The 15493-nt window shown below is 68.2% G+C and carries 15 protein-coding genes; 1 reads left to right on the forward strand and 14 read right to left on the reverse strand.

The genetic code is table 11. From position 1 onward, the window contains the following. Positions 1 to 201: 201 nt before the first annotated feature. Positions 202 to 1221 (forward strand): DUF4382 domain-containing protein, encoded by a 1020-nt coding sequence (locus D577_RS0106720; protein ID WP_026288950.1) that lies wholly within the window; start codon positions 202 to 204, stop codon positions 1219 to 1221. A gap of 11 nt (positions 1222 to 1232) precedes the next feature. Here D577_RS0106720 and D577_RS0106725 read toward each other — a convergent pair whose 3' ends face one another. From D577_RS0106725 to D577_RS0106790, 14 genes are read right to left on the reverse strand one after another with little or no spacing between them, the layout of a single operon-like run. Then, a complete protein-coding gene (locus D577_RS0106725) occupies positions 1233 to 3725 on the reverse strand; it encodes a S8 family serine peptidase (protein WP_081618820.1) in 2493 nt (830 codons plus the stop codon). A 45-nt stretch (positions 3726 to 3770) separates the two neighbouring features. Then, entirely contained in the window at positions 3771 to 4475 is a 705-nt protein-coding gene (gene bamD, locus D577_RS0106730) for an outer membrane protein assembly factor BamD (protein WP_038036106.1), read from the reverse strand. After that, a complete protein-coding gene (gspN, locus tag D577_RS0106735) occupies positions 4451 to 5233 on the reverse strand; it encodes a type II secretion system protein N (RefSeq protein WP_018946761.1) in 783 nt (260 codons plus the stop codon). The genes bamD and gspN overlap by 25 nt, the downstream gene beginning before the upstream one ends. Next, positions 5226 to 5735 (reverse strand): type II secretion system protein GspM, encoded by a 510-nt coding sequence (gene gspM, locus D577_RS0106740; protein WP_018946762.1) that lies wholly within the window; start codon positions 5733 to 5735, stop codon positions 5226 to 5228. The genes gspN and gspM overlap by 8 nt, the downstream gene beginning before the upstream one ends. After that, the gene (gspL, locus tag D577_RS0106745; protein WP_026288953.1) at positions 5732 to 6994 is read right to left on the reverse strand and encodes a type II secretion system protein GspL; all 1263 of its coding nucleotides are present in this window, start codon (positions 6992 to 6994) and stop codon (positions 5732 to 5734) included. The genes gspM and gspL overlap by 4 nt, the downstream gene beginning before the upstream one ends. A gap of 2 nt (positions 6995 to 6996) precedes the next feature. Further along, positions 6997 to 7824: a type II secretion system minor pseudopilin GspK gene (gene gspK / locus D577_RS0106750; RefSeq protein ID WP_026288954.1), complete on the reverse strand. Its 828-nt coding sequence runs from the start codon at positions 7822 to 7824 to the stop codon at positions 6997 to 6999. Then, a complete protein-coding gene (gene gspJ / locus D577_RS0106755) occupies positions 7824 to 8489 on the reverse strand; it encodes a type II secretion system minor pseudopilin GspJ (protein ID WP_018946765.1) in 666 nt (221 codons plus the stop codon). The genes gspK and gspJ overlap by 1 nt, the downstream gene beginning before the upstream one ends. Beyond that, positions 8476 to 8856 (reverse strand): type II secretion system minor pseudopilin GspI, encoded by a 381-nt coding sequence (gene gspI, locus D577_RS0106760; RefSeq protein ID WP_018946766.1) that lies wholly within the window; start codon positions 8854 to 8856, stop codon positions 8476 to 8478. The genes gspJ and gspI overlap by 14 nt, the downstream gene beginning before the upstream one ends. Next, a complete protein-coding gene (locus D577_RS0106765; RefSeq protein ID WP_018946767.1) occupies positions 8856 to 9371 on the reverse strand; it encodes a prepilin-type N-terminal cleavage/methylation domain-containing protein in 516 nt (171 codons plus the stop codon). The genes gspI and D577_RS0106765 overlap by 1 nt, the downstream gene beginning before the upstream one ends. Beyond that, complete coding sequence (gspG, locus tag D577_RS0106770; protein WP_018946768.1) at positions 9368 to 9808, reverse strand: type II secretion system major pseudopilin GspG; 441 nt, start codon at positions 9806 to 9808, stop codon at positions 9368 to 9370. The genes D577_RS0106765 and gspG overlap by 4 nt, the downstream gene beginning before the upstream one ends. Before the next feature lie 4 nt (positions 9809 to 9812). Then, positions 9813 to 11039, reverse strand: a complete 1227-nt coding sequence (gene gspF, locus D577_RS0106775) for a type II secretion system inner membrane protein GspF (protein ID WP_018946769.1) — start codon at positions 11037 to 11039, stop codon at positions 9813 to 9815. 4 nt (positions 11040 to 11043) lie between these two features. Beyond that, positions 11044 to 12558 (reverse strand): type II secretion system ATPase GspE, encoded by a 1515-nt coding sequence (gspE, locus tag D577_RS0106780; RefSeq protein WP_018946770.1) that lies wholly within the window; start codon positions 12556 to 12558, stop codon positions 11044 to 11046. After that, positions 12548 to 14491 carry a type II secretion system secretin GspD gene (gene gspD, locus D577_RS0106785; protein WP_018946771.1) on the reverse strand — a complete coding sequence of 648 codons (1944 nt, stop codon included), beginning with the start codon at positions 14489 to 14491 and terminating at the stop codon, positions 12548 to 12550. The genes gspE and gspD overlap by 11 nt, the downstream gene beginning before the upstream one ends. Then, positions 14488 to 15351, reverse strand: a complete 864-nt coding sequence (locus D577_RS0106790) for a type II secretion system protein N (protein WP_018946772.1) — start codon at positions 15349 to 15351, stop codon at positions 14488 to 14490. Before D577_RS0106790 ends, gspD begins: the two co-directional genes overlap by 4 nt. Between the last annotated feature and the right edge of the window lie 142 nt (positions 15352 to 15493).

Consider the following 15493-nt stretch of genomic DNA (forward strand, 5'->3'; position numbering starts at 1 on the left):
CCTCCGGGCATGTCCCGTTATCCCGGGAGTGTCGTGGCCCCGGCCGGTCCGGGGCCTTCCAACCGATCGAATCCCTGCCAGACTCGTGAAGGACTTCAAGCTTCCGGAAACGCCATGGCGTTGAACCCCCTCGTGAGCTTGTACCGGCGTGTCGACTGGCTAATCTTCTCACTGATTTTCCAGAAAACGCAGGGGAGAAACATGAGCCAGATGGGTATGTGGGTTCGGATGGCTGTTCTGGGAGCGGCCGGCGCAGGTCTGGTCGCCTGTGGTGGAGGAAGCGGGAGCAGTAGCAGCAGTGATGATGGTGGAACCGGGCAGATGAGTCTGGCGGTGACCGACGCACCCGTGGATTCGGCCGAACGGGTCGTCGTGCGTTTCACCCATGTGGAGTTGCAGCCGGCGGATGGTGAGCGGATCACGATCGAATTCGACGAGGAGGATGAAGAGAACTCCGTGCGCGAAATCGATCTGCTGGCGCTGCAGGGCGAAGATTCCGAATTCCTGTTCGAGGACGAAGAGGTCACGGCGGGGGATTATTCCTGGATCCGCTTCCATCTGGAGCCGGAAGAGGGAGCCAGCGCACCCCCGCTCTCGAATTACGCGACCAGTTCCTTCATCGAGTTCGTTGGCGGTTACAGCGAGAACCTGACCATTCCGGGTGGGTTGCAGGCGGGCCTGCAGCTGTCGAGCGGCTTCTCGGTGCCCGAGGATGGCGCGGTGTCGCTCACCGTGGATTTCGACCTGCGCAAGGCGATCCGTGAAGATCCCCGGTTTGAAGACTATCACCGCATGCGGCGTTCCCTGCGCCTGGTGGACAACGACACCGCGGGTAGCATTACCGGAACGGTGGATCCGGCCCTTCTCCCCGATGGCTATACCTGTGAAGACCGCGGTGAAGATGGCGTTGAAGCCTGCCCGGGCGCGGCGGTCTATGTATTCGAGGGCGAGGATCGCGAGCCGGTGGATCTGCGTGATACGGAAGACGACGCGATCACCACGGCCAACGTCGAGTATCGCCACGTGGAGGAAGACGGTGACTGGGAATACCGCTACACGGCCGGTTTTATCGAGCCGGGAGATTACACCGTCGCCCTGACCTTCGAGGCCGACGAGGACGATCCCGAAGAAGAAACGCCCATCGATTTTGTCGATCAGGCCAATGCCACGGTCGAAGCGGGCGAGACCACGGAGGTCGATTTCACCGGCAGCGATGACTGAACGGCGTCAGTTCACGGCGTGATCTCCGGTGGCCAGGCGATGCGGAAGTCCACGTCGTGGCGGTCACGGTCGAGTTCCAGGTCGGCGGGGCGGAGGGTGGACGGCCAGGTGCCGCAGGCCTCCGTCGCGCCGCAGGTCACACTGGAGCCGGTCATGCGGGTGGTGGCGGTGACCCGGTACTCGCCTTCGGCAATGCCGGTGAACCGGTACCGATAGGCGCCGTCCTCCCGCGATGCGGTCGTGCGGGCCACCAGGGTCTCGTTCGCATCGTGCAGCTCGACCACCACGCGGCCGACCGTATCGTGTTCGGGGTCGGGGCTTGCAGCGTGCAGCTCCACCGGGATTTCGACGCGGTCGCCGTTGTCGGCGGATGCCTCGATCCGGGCGGTATGTCGGCCCGGATCGACCCGTTCCCGTGACGCGCGGAGCTCATAGACACCGAGTCCGTCGTCATCGATCCGTCGGGGTTCGATCTGCAGCCATTCGGCGGTCACCCCGATTTCGTCAAGCGCCAGGTCCCCCGTGCCTGAATTGCGCAACTCCAGTTCCTGAACGGATTGCGTATATCCGAATGCCAGGCCCGGTGGTTGGGCCGACAGCCTGGGGGGCAGATCGTCGGCATCGAAATCCGCGAAGGCCTGTACCGTTCGATGGGCGTCGATCCTCCCCCAACCGGTTTCGGGCTCCCAGCCCTGGGCTCCCAGATCCTCGGTGAGCTCACCGGTTTCCAGCAGGTAGCGGACTCCGGGCGGCCCCAGGTCCGGATTGACCGCGCGTCCGAGGGCGAGGGTTCCGGAGACAACGGCGGTGGCCATGGATGTGCCCTGTTTGAACGCATAGGTGTCCGGCTCCCAGGTGCTGAGGATGCCGTCCGGATCTCCTGCCGAGGTCATCAGCCCCCCGGGGGCGACCAGGTCGAGCCCGATGCCGTAGTTGCTGTAGGGTGCTCGCCGGTCATCGCGATCGGTGGCGCCAACGGCCAGAACGTCCGCATAGTCGGCGGGCAGGGCGATGTCTTCGGCGCCACTGTTGCCGGTGGATGCCACCGTCAGGATGTCGAGTTCGCGCACCTCGTGGAACAGATCGGCTGCGGTTTCGGAGGGGGTGCCTCCTTCCTGCCCCAGGCTGAGATTGATGATGTCGGCGGGGCGATCCGGTTTTTCTCCGGAGTCGTTGTCCAGGCCGGCCGCATAGCGGACGCCCTGGAGCATGTCGTACACGGTCCCGCGTCCGTCGCCGTCGAGGGTGCGGACGGGCATCAGTTCCGCGTGCCAGGAAATGCCCGCAACGCCGATCCCGTTGTCGGTGTGCGCCCCGATGATGCCGGTGACGTGGGTGCCGTGGGGCCTTATGTCACCGGGATCGTCGTCCTGGAGGAAGGTCTGGCCCGGAAGCAGGCGGCCGGAGTCCATGTCTTCGTGGTCGCGGTGCAGTCCGGTGTCGATGATGGCCACGATGACGTCCTCGCCGGCTGATCCACCGGTGGTGATGTCCCAGGCCTCGGGCAGTTCAATGGTGTCGTGGAACCATTGCTCCGATTGTCTCGGGTCGTCGGGCAGGTTCTGCGCAGTGACGTAGTAGTTGGGGGCCGCGGAGACCACCTCGGGGTGGTTCTGGAGCGCCTGGATGACCCGAAGGGTACGGTCGCGGGCCTCGGTGGCGCGGTCGGCCCAGCCGCGGGCGGGGTGCGGGCCGCTTGCCGGAGGTGCTCCCAGGGCGCTCAGCGCCAGTTCGGCCCGGCCCTCGGGGATGCGCCATAGCTGCTCCCGGCTCGTGGCTCCGGCGAGGGCCTGCAGCCCGGCCTCCGCGGCCATGGCGGTGGCCGGGGTGTCGTCGGGGGCACGTCCGGCCGTGCTGATCTCCGTGCGCGTGTGTACGATCACTTCTCCGGGCGCGAAGGCCTCGGAGGCACGCGGCGAGGGCGAGGCCATGGCGGATATCGAAGGGGTCTGCCATGGCCCGTCGATACGCAGCTGATATCCCGCCGTGCCGCGGCGGGCCTCCACCGCCACGAAATACTCTCCGTCCTCGGGCGCCACCACGCGTTCGGAATGGCGTGTGCCGCGCGAGGCGTCGATAACCTTTTCCGATGCATCCAGCAGGAGCAGGTCGAGGTTGATGCTGCGGGAAGACGGGAAGTGCAGCAGGGCCTGCTGCCCGGCCTCCAGCTCGACCGAATAGAAGTCCCATTCGTCACCCGCCGGACCAAAGCGTGACAGGGTCCCCGGCGCGGCCACGAATCCACCGGTGATCGACGGCACCGGCAGCGGTTGCGCGGTGGCGGGGGTGTTGTTGTCCCCGGGGGTGCTCTCCGGGTCGTTGGTGTCGGAATCGACCCGATGCAGGGCGGCGGTCCGGATGGTACCGGACAGCTCGTAGGTATCCGGGCCGGACGACGAAGATCCGCCGCAGGCCGCGATCCCTGCCAGCGCCACCAGCGCAAGGGGCAGCCCCCCCAACAACGGGAAAAGCGAGTGTCGTCCGAGTGGCGTTGAATTTCGCATGACGTCAGTTTGTACCCGGAAACGGGGCCCTGGTAATGGCCCGTATCAATTCGGGGTTTGCACCGGTGCCGGTTCCGTACTTTCCAGTCGTTCGGCCGCAGTCCGGGCGGCGGTGGTGCCCGGGAAGTGGTCACGGATGTAGCGCAGACGTGCCCGCGCTTCGTCCTCCTGGCCGTCTTCGGCCGCGGCGCCGGCCACCTGCAGTTCGATATCCGCGAGGTCTTCGCGCAGTCTGGCCAGACGCGGAGCAAGCGATTCGGCATGGCGCGACATGGCATGTTCTTCGAGGAATCCGGCGAGGTGGCGGAAAACTTCCCGGCCGTGGCGGATGCGTTCCCGCGGCGGGACGGCGGTCGCCCGGTTCCAGATGCCCAGACGGGCCAGTGCGCCGAGATAGGCCGCGTAGTCCAGGTCGGGATGGCCCGGATGTGCCGGTTCGATGGCGTCGCTCAGGTCGCGGGCACGTTCGAATTCGCCCTGTTGCAGGCACAGATGGGCGACGCGCAGCCGGGTGTCCATGTCGGTGGTGTCGGGTGCATCGGTCGAGCCGGCGTCCGGCATTACGAGGCCCCAGGCTTCGCGGCAGTCCTCCCGCTCCAGGGCCTGCTGCAACGGGCCCTCGGCGCCGTCGGTACGGGTGTCGGGTCCGGTGGCACAGCCGGCGGCGAGCACGAGCATGGCCGGCGCCACCAGGACCATGGCGGCGTGCCGCGTGGTGTACCGGGTCAGGATTCGGGCTGGATGGTCCATCGATAGTGTCCCTGTGGGTCGGGTTCCAGTTGCTGGCGCAGGAAGTTGTGGAGGCCGGGATCAGCGTGATCCCGGGCCTCGAATTGCAGATCGGCCTCGACCGCGGGGGTGGGCTGTCTGAAATCAATCGCGAGCCGGCCCGAGGTCCTGAGCGCCGCCTCGGGGGAGGAGGCGAGCTGCAGTTGCAGGCGTTCATTCAGGGCGTCGAGGCTCGCCTGGTGTTCGCCCAGGGGCACGGGGCGGGGCAGTCCGGCGGCGGCTTCCAGCCACTGGAAGGAGCCGCCGGCGGCCACGATGGCTCCGTCGCGCCGGATCTGCAGCCCCACCCCGTGAGCGCGGAGCGTTCCATCCAGCAGCAGCGGGATGCCGGTGTCCAGGTGATTGAGGGTGGAGGCCGGCAGATCGCCTTCCAGCCCCCGGATTCCGTGTGAGGTCAGCCCCGCAAAGCCACGGCCTTCCAGGTGGCCGCCCCGGGGTGGCTCCCAGCTTATGTCCACGGCGAGCTGTCCGCGCAGCAGCGACATCGGACGAAGGTCCCAGCCAACCTGCCCGAGTTCGCCGACCGGGGCGACCACTTCGCTCGCGCGGCCCTGCCACGGTCGGCCGTGGACCGCTTCCCATCGGATCCCGTCGGGGATCAGGCCGACGCGTTCGGCCCCCGCGGCCCAGGTCGTGGCCGGCGCCCGGATTACCAGGGCCAGCCCCAGGGCTACGAGGAACACGAAGGCCACGGGCCAGAAACGACGCGCATCAGCCATTGTCGGGATCCGCTGGTTCGAGCTGCAGTTCGGCATTCACGTGGCCGCTGCGCGAGCCGCGCTCCAGCGACACGCGCACCGGCACCACCCCGTCTTCGGTTTCCAGTTCGCCCAGCCAGAGCATCAGTTCGTTGAACGCCGCATCTTCCAGCAACACACTGACCCCGTCTCCGGAGGGCCGGACCCGCTGCAGCGGGCCGGCCAGGCCGGCGGCACGTGCGGCGGCATCCACGTGGGCCAGCAGGGAACCGCCGGAGCGTCCGCCTGTGCGGGGCCCGCGTGTCGTTTCGCCGGTGTCCGCGCGTTCGGCCACGGTCTCCGCACGGGCCTCCATCCAGCTCAGTTGAGCGCGTGTTTCCGCCAGTCGCTGTTCCGCCTGCTGACGGGCCTCCAGCGTCGGCTCCACCAGGAACAGGAAGGCCAGGGCGGCGGCCAGGGCTCCGGCTCCCAGCAACAGTATGTGCTGTTCCCGCGCGCGCAGGTTGTTCCAGTATTCCCTCATGGCTCCTCTTCCAGGATCAGTCGGGCGCGGACACGGTCGTCGCCGGTTTCGGCCGAGGTGATGCGGACGCGTCGTTCGGTCGCCTGCTGCAGATTTTCGCGCAGGCGTTCGATATCGGCGAGACCGGGACCGTCGAGTTCCAGTTCGAGCCGGTTGGCGTCGCCGCGCAGATGGCGCAGGGTCAGCGTGTCGTCGTCGAGCTGTTCCGCGATCAGGGCGATCGGTTCGGCCAGCGGACTGGTGATGTCTTCGGAGCCCGCGGCGGTCTCCGGTTCGCGCAGCAGGATCTCGAACTGGCCGACCGGATCGACCATGCGACGCTCGGGAAGCGCCCGGGCGAAGACTTCGGCCATGGCATCCTCGGTGGCGGCCAGTTCCCGTTCCAGATGGTGGATCTGCAGCCATTGACCTCCCAGCCACGCCAGGCCGAGCACCACCGCCAGGGACGCCGGCAGGCGCCATTCCGGTCCCGGAAGGATCGACCGCCCCCGGTCTTGTTGCCTGCGGGTCCCGAGTTCGAACGGCCGGGCCGCGCGCAACCAGCGACGCAGGCGGCCGGCGTCCAGTGTTCCGGAACGCAGGTTCGCTGCCAGCAGTTCGAGAAGACTCCCCTGCCAGCCGGACGAAGGTGTCAGGGGAGCGGCATCCGCGTGACCGGGGTGTTCCGGCTCGGGCAGCTCGCGGGTTTTCAACCACCAGGCCGCCAGATCGCGCGGGAGGGCCAGGGGTTCGGCATCCGCCGGCACCAGCAGACAGCGCGTCTCCCCGGCCAGGACGTAATGGTGGTCGCCGTCGGCCAGTCCGCGCAGCAGGGCGATGTCCGGGATCAGACGCGCATGCCCCAACCCCCGCGCCGCCAGCCAGCCTTCCCATTGCTGCAGATGGCGCAGGGCGACCACGCAGGCGGTTGTTTCGCTGCCATGGGGCGGGCCGGGCACGATGTGGACCGACTCCAGGTCCTCGCTCAGACGTTCTTCCAGGGCATAGGGCAGGGCGCGCTGCCGTACACGGGCGGATTTGCCCGGTACTGCCACCCGGTGCAGCGGGGCGCGTTCGCCCGGGACCAGCGCCAGCAGCCGCTGGTCGGGCCGAACCCGTTCCGCGAGTTCCGCCGCGGTGGCCTCGCCGGACTGTACCTCGCCGTCACGCGCGATGCGCAGCCACCGCAGGGCTCCGCCGGCGTTCTCCGGGCCAGCGAGATCCTCGGGTTCGGGCAGTTCGAACAGCAGCCAGTCGGCCGTGCCTCGGGTGGCGATCATGGTCATGGCTCGCAGGGGGTCAGTTCGCGCAGCACGGTCCGACCGTTGGGGGCGTCGATCACTGCACAATGAAAATATTCGCGTCCGCCCGTGCGCACAACCAGTTGCAGACGGAAATATCGGGGGGCGTGCGGCTCGCCGGCCGCCGTGGTGTCGGCCAGGGGGTCGGTCTCGGCGGCGCGGCGCACCGCATCCGGCGCATGTTCGCGGTCGATGTGGTTGTCGGTGCCCGGAAGGGCCGTGACCAGCGGTGCCAGGGCCTGCCAGGTTTCGGCATTCACGCCATCCACCTGGAGCAGTTCCGAGGCGAGACGCATGGGGCGGTTGCCGCTCAGGCGCGGCGGCTCCAGGCCGCGGTACACCGGGTCGTCGGTCTCGGGATTCATCCAGTCGTGCACGGCCATCGCGATCCGGCGCCCGTTGACGCCGCGCCCGTCGGTCTCTCTCAGCGCATCGTCGACGAGCGCGGCAAAGGCCTGCAGCGGGGGCTCCCCGGCGCGACCCAGGCTGTTGAGATTGAACCGGCAGTGGAGGTTGTCCAGACGTCCGGTAACGGTCGTGCCCTCGATCTCGATCGGGATGGGGGGTGACTGGCAACCCTCCCACGGCAGTTCCGTCAGGTCGCGCTGTTCTTCCAGCAGATGGATTGCGACGGCTTCCGCACCCCGATTGAGCTGGCGCGCGCGGTCCTGTTCCTGCAGCAGGGTCGCGCGATGGATCTGCTGCTGGTCGCGCAGGGCCATGGTGGCGGCGGTGACCGTGGCGATGGCGACCACCAGCAAGGCGGTGATCAGGGCGGCCCCGGCCTGGCTTTGATGCCCGGGGCGCATCATGGTCGTGCCCCGGTCAGCGGGATACGGCGTTCGATCTCGCCCAGGCCGGGGACCTCGAGACGCACCAGGACCATCGCGGGCAGGCTCGCCTCGTGGCCGGTTTCCAGCGGTGGCCAGGCATCGATTTCCTCCCCGGTGCGCGGGTGCAGGAAATCGAAACGGACCCGTGGTGGTTCGGCATGCCTGTCCTCGCCGGGTTGCGGGGGAAGGAAACGACGCCGCCGTTCGCTTTCTTGCGGGGCCCCGTCCACGCTCGGCCAGGTGATGCGCTCCAGGCCTTCCTCGCCGATCCGCCAGGCCACGCGTCCCAGGCGTTCGTGGCCCCCCAGGCCCGCGCGCACGAATTCGAGCTGCTGCGGGTCGGTGACCGGGCTGTAGCGTAGCGGGGGTTGGCGATCTCCGAACCCGTCGCGCGGGCGCAGGGGCACCGCATGGCGCAGATCGCGCTCGAGGGTGGCCAGGGTGATCTGGAGGTCGGCGAGCCGACGGGTCTGTTCGCGCGTGGCTTCGTCCGCATCGAGCACGCTGCGCAAGCCGCCGATCGCCAGGAGACCGACGATCCCGAAGATCCCCACCGCCACCAGCAGCTCCAGCAGGGTGAACCCGTCCGCGCGGCCTGGCCCGCGTGTGCGTACGCACTGGCTGCGTTCAGGGCAGTGCATAACCGGTCTCGCGCCCCAACGGGTGATCCGGATCGCCGTCGGCCGGCCACACCCGGATCTCGATCCGGCGTACCGGTGGCAGCTCCAGCGGGGCGTCGAACTGGCGGTTTTCGATCTCCACCCGTGCCTCCCATTCGCGCCCGGCCAGGGTCTCGGAAGTTCGGCGGGTTCCCGCTTCCGCCGGCAACAGACCCGCTTCGTAGTCAGCAAGCACGTTGGCCGCGACCCACTCGGCGAGGGCGCGCTCCTGCAGATAAGCGGTGTTGCGCGCGTGTTCGCTGCCGGCCTTGATCAGCGCCCCGAGCGCCACGGCGAGCACCACCAGGGCCACGAGCAGCTCCAGCAGGGTGAAGCCGCGGCTGCCCATCACCGGTTCTCCCGATCCATGCGGACCCGGCGTGTACCATCGCTGTGCAGGCGCAGCGAGGCTTCATCGCCCGCGCGCTGCAGGATCAGTTCGAACGCCTGGATGTCGCCGGCACTGTTGATGGTGATGAGGTTTTCCTCGGGGCGCTCGCTCAGGCTGGCGCGACGGTCGTCGATCCACAGGCGGGGCTCCAGGCCCAGCGATCCCAGATCACGAGGCGCCAGCGGACCTTGCTCCACCGGGACCCAGGTGACCTGGCGGTCGTCCAGCCACTGGCGTTCGAGGACGGCAAGTCGTTCACGGGCGACCCCTATCGCCAGTGGCTGGCCGGTCAGCAGCGCCTGATCGCGGGCGAGTTCGATCTGTCCGGCCAGCTGGTGTCCGGTTTGTTCCAGGGCTCTTCCGCCCAGCTGGCCGGTGGACAGAAGCGCAGCGCCGGCCAGCACGCCGATGATGACCATCACCACCAGGACCTCCAGCAGGGTGAAACCCGTAACTTGCCGGGCCCGCGTCACAGGTCGTCGATGTTCCAGTTGCCGATCTCGCCTTCGATGCCCTCGCCACCACGCCGCCCGTTGGCGCCGAAGCTGAACACGTCGAAGTCGCCGTGGCGTCCGGGATGCAGGTACTGGTATTCGTTGCCCCAGGGGTCGTTCGGCAGTCGGTCCATGTAGCCGCCGTCACGATACTGGGCGGGTTCGGGGCCGCTCGTCGGTGGCTCCACCAGCGCCTCCAGACCCTGGTCGGTGCTGGGATAGCGGAAGTTGTCCAGGCGATAGAGATTGAGCGCGGATTCGATCGTCCGGATGTCCTGCTTGACCTTGGTCAGGCGGGCATCGTCCGGCCGGTCCATCACGCGCGGGACCACGATGGCGGCGAGGATGCCGAGGATCACGACCACCACCATGACTTCGATCAGGGTGAAACCGGTATTGCGACGGGAGTGTTTCATGGCTCTAGTTCACCAGCTGGTTGAGTTCGAATATGGGCAGCAGTATCGCCAGGACGATGGTCAGCACCACCCCGCCCATGGTCAGGATGAGCAGTGGTTCGAACAGCCCCATGCTCAGGCTGATGCGGGATTCGACCTCCTGCTCCTGGGTTTCGGCGGCGCGTTCCAGCATTTCGGTGAGATTGCCGCTGGACTCGCCGCTGCGGATCAGGTGGACGGTGATCGGGGGAAAGAAACCCGTGTCCTCCAGAGCCCGGCCGATGCTGCTGCCCTCGCGGATACGCAGCGACGCGTTCTCGATCGCGGTGCGCATGGGCCGGTTGGAGACTACCTCGGATCCGGTGCGCAGGGCCTCCAGCAGGGACACCCCGCTGGCTGACAGGATACTCAGGGTGCGCGCGAAGCGTGCCGTATTGATGCCGCGGATCAGACGCCCCACCAGGGGGAGGTGCAGCAGCAGGCGGTGGTACTGCGTGCGCGGGCCGGGGTGGCGCAGCGCCCAGGCCAGCAGTCCGGTCAGGGCCGCCAGGACGATCAGTCCCGCCAGGCCCCAGTCCCGCAGGGCATCGCTGGTGGCGATCAGCCCCCGCGTGATCGCCGGAAGCTCCTGGTCGAGCCCGTCAAAGACCTGGACTACTTCGGGCACCACGTAGACCACCAGGCCGACGGTCACCAGGATGGCGACCACGGTCAGGGCGATCGGGTAGATCAGGGCCAGCAGCACCCGCTGGCGCAGCGCGTGCCGGCTCTCCAGATATTCGGCAAGGCGTTCCAGTACCCGGTCGAGGTGCCCCGAGGCCTCGCCCGAGGCGACGGTGCTGCGGTAGATCTCGGGGAACACCCGGGGAAAGCCGGCCAGCGCGCTGGCCAGGGAGTGTCCCTCCATGACGCGAGTGCGCACCGCATGCAGGATGTTGCGCACCCGCGGTTTTTCGCTCTGGCGTGCGACGGTGGCCAGCCATTCCTCCACCGGCAGCCCGGCACGCGCCAGGGTAGCCATCTGCCGGGTGGCCAGGGCCAGGTCCAGGGGGCCGATGTGCCCCCGGCCGCCGGTCGCGGAACGGCCAACGGTGGCCGGCCGCGGGCCGGCATCGTCGATCTCGCGCAGTTCCAGCGGGGTCAGGCCGTCGCTGCGCAGCTGCGCCCGCACGCTGCGCGCGGTGTCCCCCTCGGTGACACCCTTGCGGGTGCGTCCCCCGGCATCCAGGGCCTGATATTCGAATGCGGGCATGGCGTCAGTCCTCCTGGGTGACGCGCAGCATTTCCTCGAGGCTGGTGGTGCCGTCGAGGACACGGCGGCGGGCGTCCGCGCGCAGGCTGTGGCTGTGCTGCCGGGCGGCCCGGGTCATTTCCTGTTCCCCGGCGTTGTCGTGGATCAGGCCGCGCAGGGTGTCGTCGATCTCCACCAGTTCGTAGATCCCGGTCCGGCCGCGATACCCGAGCTCGTTGCAGGCGGGACAGCCGCGGGGCCGATGGAGCGTGGGTGCCGGGTCGTCGCCGGGGTCTTCCAGTCCCAGCAGGGCGCATTCGCGAGCGCTTGCGGGATACGGCTCGCGGCATTCGGGGCACAGGACCCGCACCAGGCGCTGCGCCAGGATGCCGTTGAGCGTCGAGGACAGCAGGAAGGGCTCGACGCCCATGTCGCGCAGGCGCGTGACCGCCCCGATCGCGGTGTTGGTGTGCAGGGTGGAAAAGACCAGATGCCCGGTAAGGCTGGCCTGTACCGCGATCTGCACGGTTTCCAGATCGCGGATCTCGCCGACCATGACCACGTCGGGATCCTGCCGCAGGATGGCGCGCAGCCCGCGTGCGAAGGTCATGTCGATGCGGCTGTTGATCTGGGTCTGGCCGATCCCGTCGAGGTAGTACTCGATCGGGTCTTCCACGGTGAGGATGTTGCGGCTGCGGTCGTTCAGTCGCGTGAGGGCGGCATACAGGGTGGTGGTCTTGCCGGAGCCCGTGGGGCCGGTGACCAGCACGACGCCGTGCGGCCGCGTGACAATCCGCTCCAGGACCGCGTGGGTCTGTGCCTCCATGCCCAGATGGGCCAGGTCCAGGCGTCCGGCCTGCTTGTCCAGCAGTCGCAGCACGATGCGTTCGCCATGGCCCGAGGGCAGGGTGGAGACGCGCACGTCCACCGGCCGCCCGGCGATGCGCAGGGAGATGCGGCCATCCTGCGGCAGGCGCTTTTCGGCGATGTCCAGACGGGCCATCACCTTGATGCGCGAGACGATGAGAGGTGCCAGCCCTGCCGGAGGGGTGAGGACCTCGCGCAGTATCCCGTCCACGCGCATGCGCACGGCCAGGCGGTTCTCGAACGGTTCGACATGGATGTCGGAGGCGTTCTCGCGGACCGCCTCGGTCAGCAGTGCGTTGATCAGCCGGATGATGGGGGCATCGTCCTCGGTCTCCAGCAGGTCCCGGGGCTCGCCCAGCGATTCCGCGACACTGGAGAGGTCGAGGCTGTCGTCCAGTCCTTCCATCGACTGCATCGCGTCCGAGGAGCTGGACTCGTAACGTTCGCGCAGGCGCCGTTCGAAGGTGGCCTCGTCAACCGGGTGCAGACGCAGCGGCTCGGCGCTGCGTCGCCGGAGCTCGGCCAGTCCCTCGGGGTCCGCTCGTGGATGGAGAATGATTTCCCGCTCGCCGCCGCGGACCTCGCCCGGAACGGCGCCGACGCGCCGGGCGAAGCCGTAGCCGACGCTGAAGTCGTCTTCCGTGCTCGGGTCGGGGGCCTGTTCAGTCAGCATGGTCGGTGGCGTAAGCCGGATGCAGTTCTTCGAAGGCCGGGGGCAGCTCGGTCAGCCGGTCCCATTGCGGCAGGACCGGTGTGGTGTCGCCGCGGCCCCGGGTGCGGGCTCGTTCGCGCAGCTGTTCGGCGCGGATGAAGCTGTACTTCTCGCTGGTGAGTTCGGCGCCGTCGGCGCTGTCCCGGACGATGCGCGGGTGGAGGAAGACCATCAGGTTGCGTTTTTCGGTCTGGTTGCGGTCGGCGCGGAACAGCCGGCCCAGGCCCGGGATATTCCCGAGCCCCGGGACGCCGGCTTCCTGGTCGGTCTGCTGCTCCTCGATCAGCCCGCCGAGGACCAGCATGTCGCCGTCATCCACCAGGACATGGGTGGTCAGTGTGCGGGTGTTGGTGATCAGGTCGGCGGCACCCGCGGTGCCGGGCGCCAGCTGCGAGACCTCCTGTTCGATCTCCATGCGCACCGCGTTGCCCTGGTTGATCTGCGGACGCACGCGCAGCTTGACCCCCACGTCCTCGCGCCGGATGGTGTCGAAGGCCTGTCCGGAGTCCTCGATTGAGCGCCCGACCACGAACGGTACGTTCTGGCCGACCACGATCTCGGCCTCCTCGTTGTCCAGCGTGAGAAGGCTGGGGGTCGAGAGGATGTTGGTGGCACTGTCGCGCTGCAGCATGTTCACCAGACCGGCAATGGCGTTGTTTCCGGACTGGCCCGCGCCGCCGACCGTCAGCCCGTCGCTGAGCCCCGGCGGGCTGGCCACCTCGCCCCCGAGGTAGGCATCGATCCCGGCAGCCAGATCGACGATGCCGGTCTGCCTCTCGGAGAAGCTCAGGACTCCGGCGGCGCTGCTGCCGATCGCGCCCCACTGGACGCCCAGTTCCTCGACCCGGTCGGAGGAAACCTCCGCGATCACGGCCTCGACCAGGACCTGGGCGCGCCGGATATCGAGTTGGTCGATAATGTCGTCGAAATCACGCAGGCGCTCCGCCGGGCCCGAGGTGACCACAGCGTTGGTGCTTTCGTGGGACTCGATGTGAACGCGCGGGCCGTCGCCGTCCTCGGTTTCCATGCCCGGATCGTGCTCCGCGATGCTGCGCAGCAGTTCCGCGACGGTTTCCGCGCGGGCATAGCGCAGGTAGTGCACCCGGGTATTGCCCCGATGAACCTCGCGGTCCAGCTGGGCGATCAGGCCGCGCATGCGCAGGCGGTCGGTTTCGTCCCCCGACAGGATGATGGCGTTGCTGCGCGGGTCGGCCTGTGCGCGGGCATCCTGGAGCTCGCCCGGGCGTCCCGGCATCAGTTCGCGCAGGTGTTCGGTCAGGTCCCCGGCGCGTGCATGTTCGAGCTCGATGACATCGAACTCCGTGTCCATGGGGCGATCCATGCGTTCGACGATCCGCTGGAGGCGGCGGATGTTGTTACGGGTTGCGGAAATCAGCAGCGTGTTGGATCCGCTGGAGGCGGCCATGTGGCCGCTCTGGGGGAGGAGAGGGCGCAATGCGGGCACCAGCTGGGTGACGTCGACATGGCGCGGCTGGATGACGTGGGTGACGATCGACGCACCCCGGGTGTCCGGGGCTTCGGCATCCGGCGTCAGCAGGGGCGTGGGCTCCTGCGTGGTCTGACCATCCGGGATGATCCGGGTCGCGCCGTCACCCTCCACGGCCGCGAAGCCATGGATATCCAGGATCTCGTGAAACAGGTCCTCGAGTTCGTCACGCGCGACCGGACGGCTGGAAACCACCGTGACTTCGCCCCGCACCCTGGGATCCACGATGAAGTTGGTGCCCGTTTCTTCGGCCACCAGATCGATCAGGTTGTGGATGTCGGTGTCGCGCAGGTTGAGCGTGAGTGTGTCGGCGGCCAGCGGCGCGGCCGGGGTGGCCAGCAGGGCCGCGGTCAGCCATGCGCTGGCGAGGGACGGGCGGAGTCTCATTCGGTAAACTCGATGCTGAGCGAACGGGCTTGGCCGTCGCGTTCGACGGTGATGTCGACCCGGCGCGCGTCCTGCAGGTCCGCGAGCAGGGTTTCGGGGTCCTCGATCGCGGAGATCTCTCGCCCTCCGACCGAGGTGATGATGTCGCCGGGGCGCAGGCCGGTTCGCTCGAAGTCGCGCCGATTGCGCGTGGGCCGGACTTCGAGTCCGGCCAGCGATCCCTGGCGAATGACGGGGCGGGCGCGTACGGCGTCCATGACCCGTTCGGGATCGTTGAGCCAGCGGTCGCGACTGATACGACCGTCGGCAGAACTCGTTGCAGGCGAAGGCTCCGCACTCCGGTCCGCACCGTTGCCCGCGATGCGCGGATCCTCACCGCGTGGCAGTCGCAGGATCTCGTGTCGGCCATCCCGCAGCAGCACCACATGATCGGGGTGCACCTGGTCCAGCGTGGCCATTTGCTCTCCGATGGTATCGTCGGGCCGGTAGAGCTCGATGTCCCTGCCGCCAGCCGCGATGAACGCGGTTCCGTCGCCATGGCCATCGGCCAGGACACCTTTCAGATCCAGCTGCAGCCGGGTTTCGGGCGCCTGTTCGACTGGCGCGGGCGTGGCGGTTTCGAGCGGGCCGAAAGGTTCATGACGCGCGCTGCGACTGAATCCTGAAGCTCGGTCCTCGCCTGCTTCCGTCGTCGCGCTGGCCGGTGATGAAGAATGTGTGGTGTCGGTGGGTGCTGCGGCGGGATCCGGGGGTGGCAGAACCCCCTCCGGGGCAAGCATCAGCCATACCAGCCCGGCCGTCATCCACGCCAGCATGACCGCCAGCGCCAGGTTGAGCAGGCGGGGCAGACGCGTGTGCATGAACGTTCCGGAATCCGCAATCATGTCCCCGAGTTTACCTGAGCCACAGGGACGTCACAGCCTCATTGAACAGTGTTTCCTTGACCACTGTGACGAGGAGGGAACGCTGACTGGCGGGGTGGCTGGACAGCCCCCCGGGCTT

Origin of the sequence: Thioalkalivibrio sp. AKL17 (assembly GCF_000377885.1) — a bacterium.
Lineage (GTDB): Bacteria > Pseudomonadota > Gammaproteobacteria > Ectothiorhodospirales > Ectothiorhodospiraceae > Thioalkalivibrio > Thioalkalivibrio halophilus.

Coding starts and splice junctions, on each gene's coding strand:
- D577_RS0106720 (WP_026288950.1), top strand. CDS start 202: ATGAGCCAGATGGGTATGTGGGTTCGGATGGCTGTTCTGGGAGCGGCC.
- D577_RS0106725 (WP_081618820.1), bottom strand. CDS start 3,725: ATGCGAAATTCAACGCCACTCGGACGACACTCGCTTTTCCCGTTGTTG.
- bamD (WP_038036106.1), bottom strand. CDS start 4,475: ATGGACCATCCAGCCCGAATCCTGACCCGGTACACCACGCGGCACGCC.
- gspN (WP_018946761.1), bottom strand. CDS start 5,233: ATGGCTGATGCGCGTCGTTTCTGGCCCGTGGCCTTCGTGTTCCTCGTA.
- gspM (WP_018946762.1), bottom strand. CDS start 5,735: ATGAGGGAATACTGGAACAACCTGCGCGCGCGGGAACAGCACATACTG.
- gspL (WP_026288953.1), bottom strand. CDS start 6,994: ATGATCGCCACCCGAGGCACGGCCGACTGGCTGCTGTTCGAACTGCCC.
- gspK (WP_026288954.1), bottom strand. CDS start 7,824: ATGCGCCCCGGGCATCAAAGCCAGGCCGGGGCCGCCCTGATCACCGCC.
- gspJ (WP_018946765.1), bottom strand. CDS start 8,489: ATGCACTGCCCTGAACGCAGCCAGTGCGTACGCACACGCGGGCCAGGC.
- gspI (WP_018946766.1), bottom strand. CDS start 8,856: ATGGGCAGCCGCGGCTTCACCCTGCTGGAGCTGCTCGTGGCCCTGGTG.
- gspG (WP_018946768.1), bottom strand. CDS start 9,808: ATGAAACACTCCCGTCGCAATACCGGTTTCACCCTGATCGAAGTCATG.
- gspF (WP_018946769.1), bottom strand. CDS start 11,039: ATGCCCGCATTCGAATATCAGGCCCTGGATGCCGGGGGACGCACCCGC.
- gspE (WP_018946770.1), bottom strand. CDS start 12,558: ATGCTGACTGAACAGGCCCCCGACCCGAGCACGGAAGACGACTTCAGC.
- gspD (WP_018946771.1), bottom strand. CDS start 14,491: ATGAGACTCCGCCCGTCCCTCGCCAGCGCATGGCTGACCGCGGCCCTG.
- D577_RS0106790 (WP_018946772.1), bottom strand. CDS start 15,351: ATGCACACGCGTCTGCCCCGCCTGCTCAACCTGGCGCTGGCGGTCATG.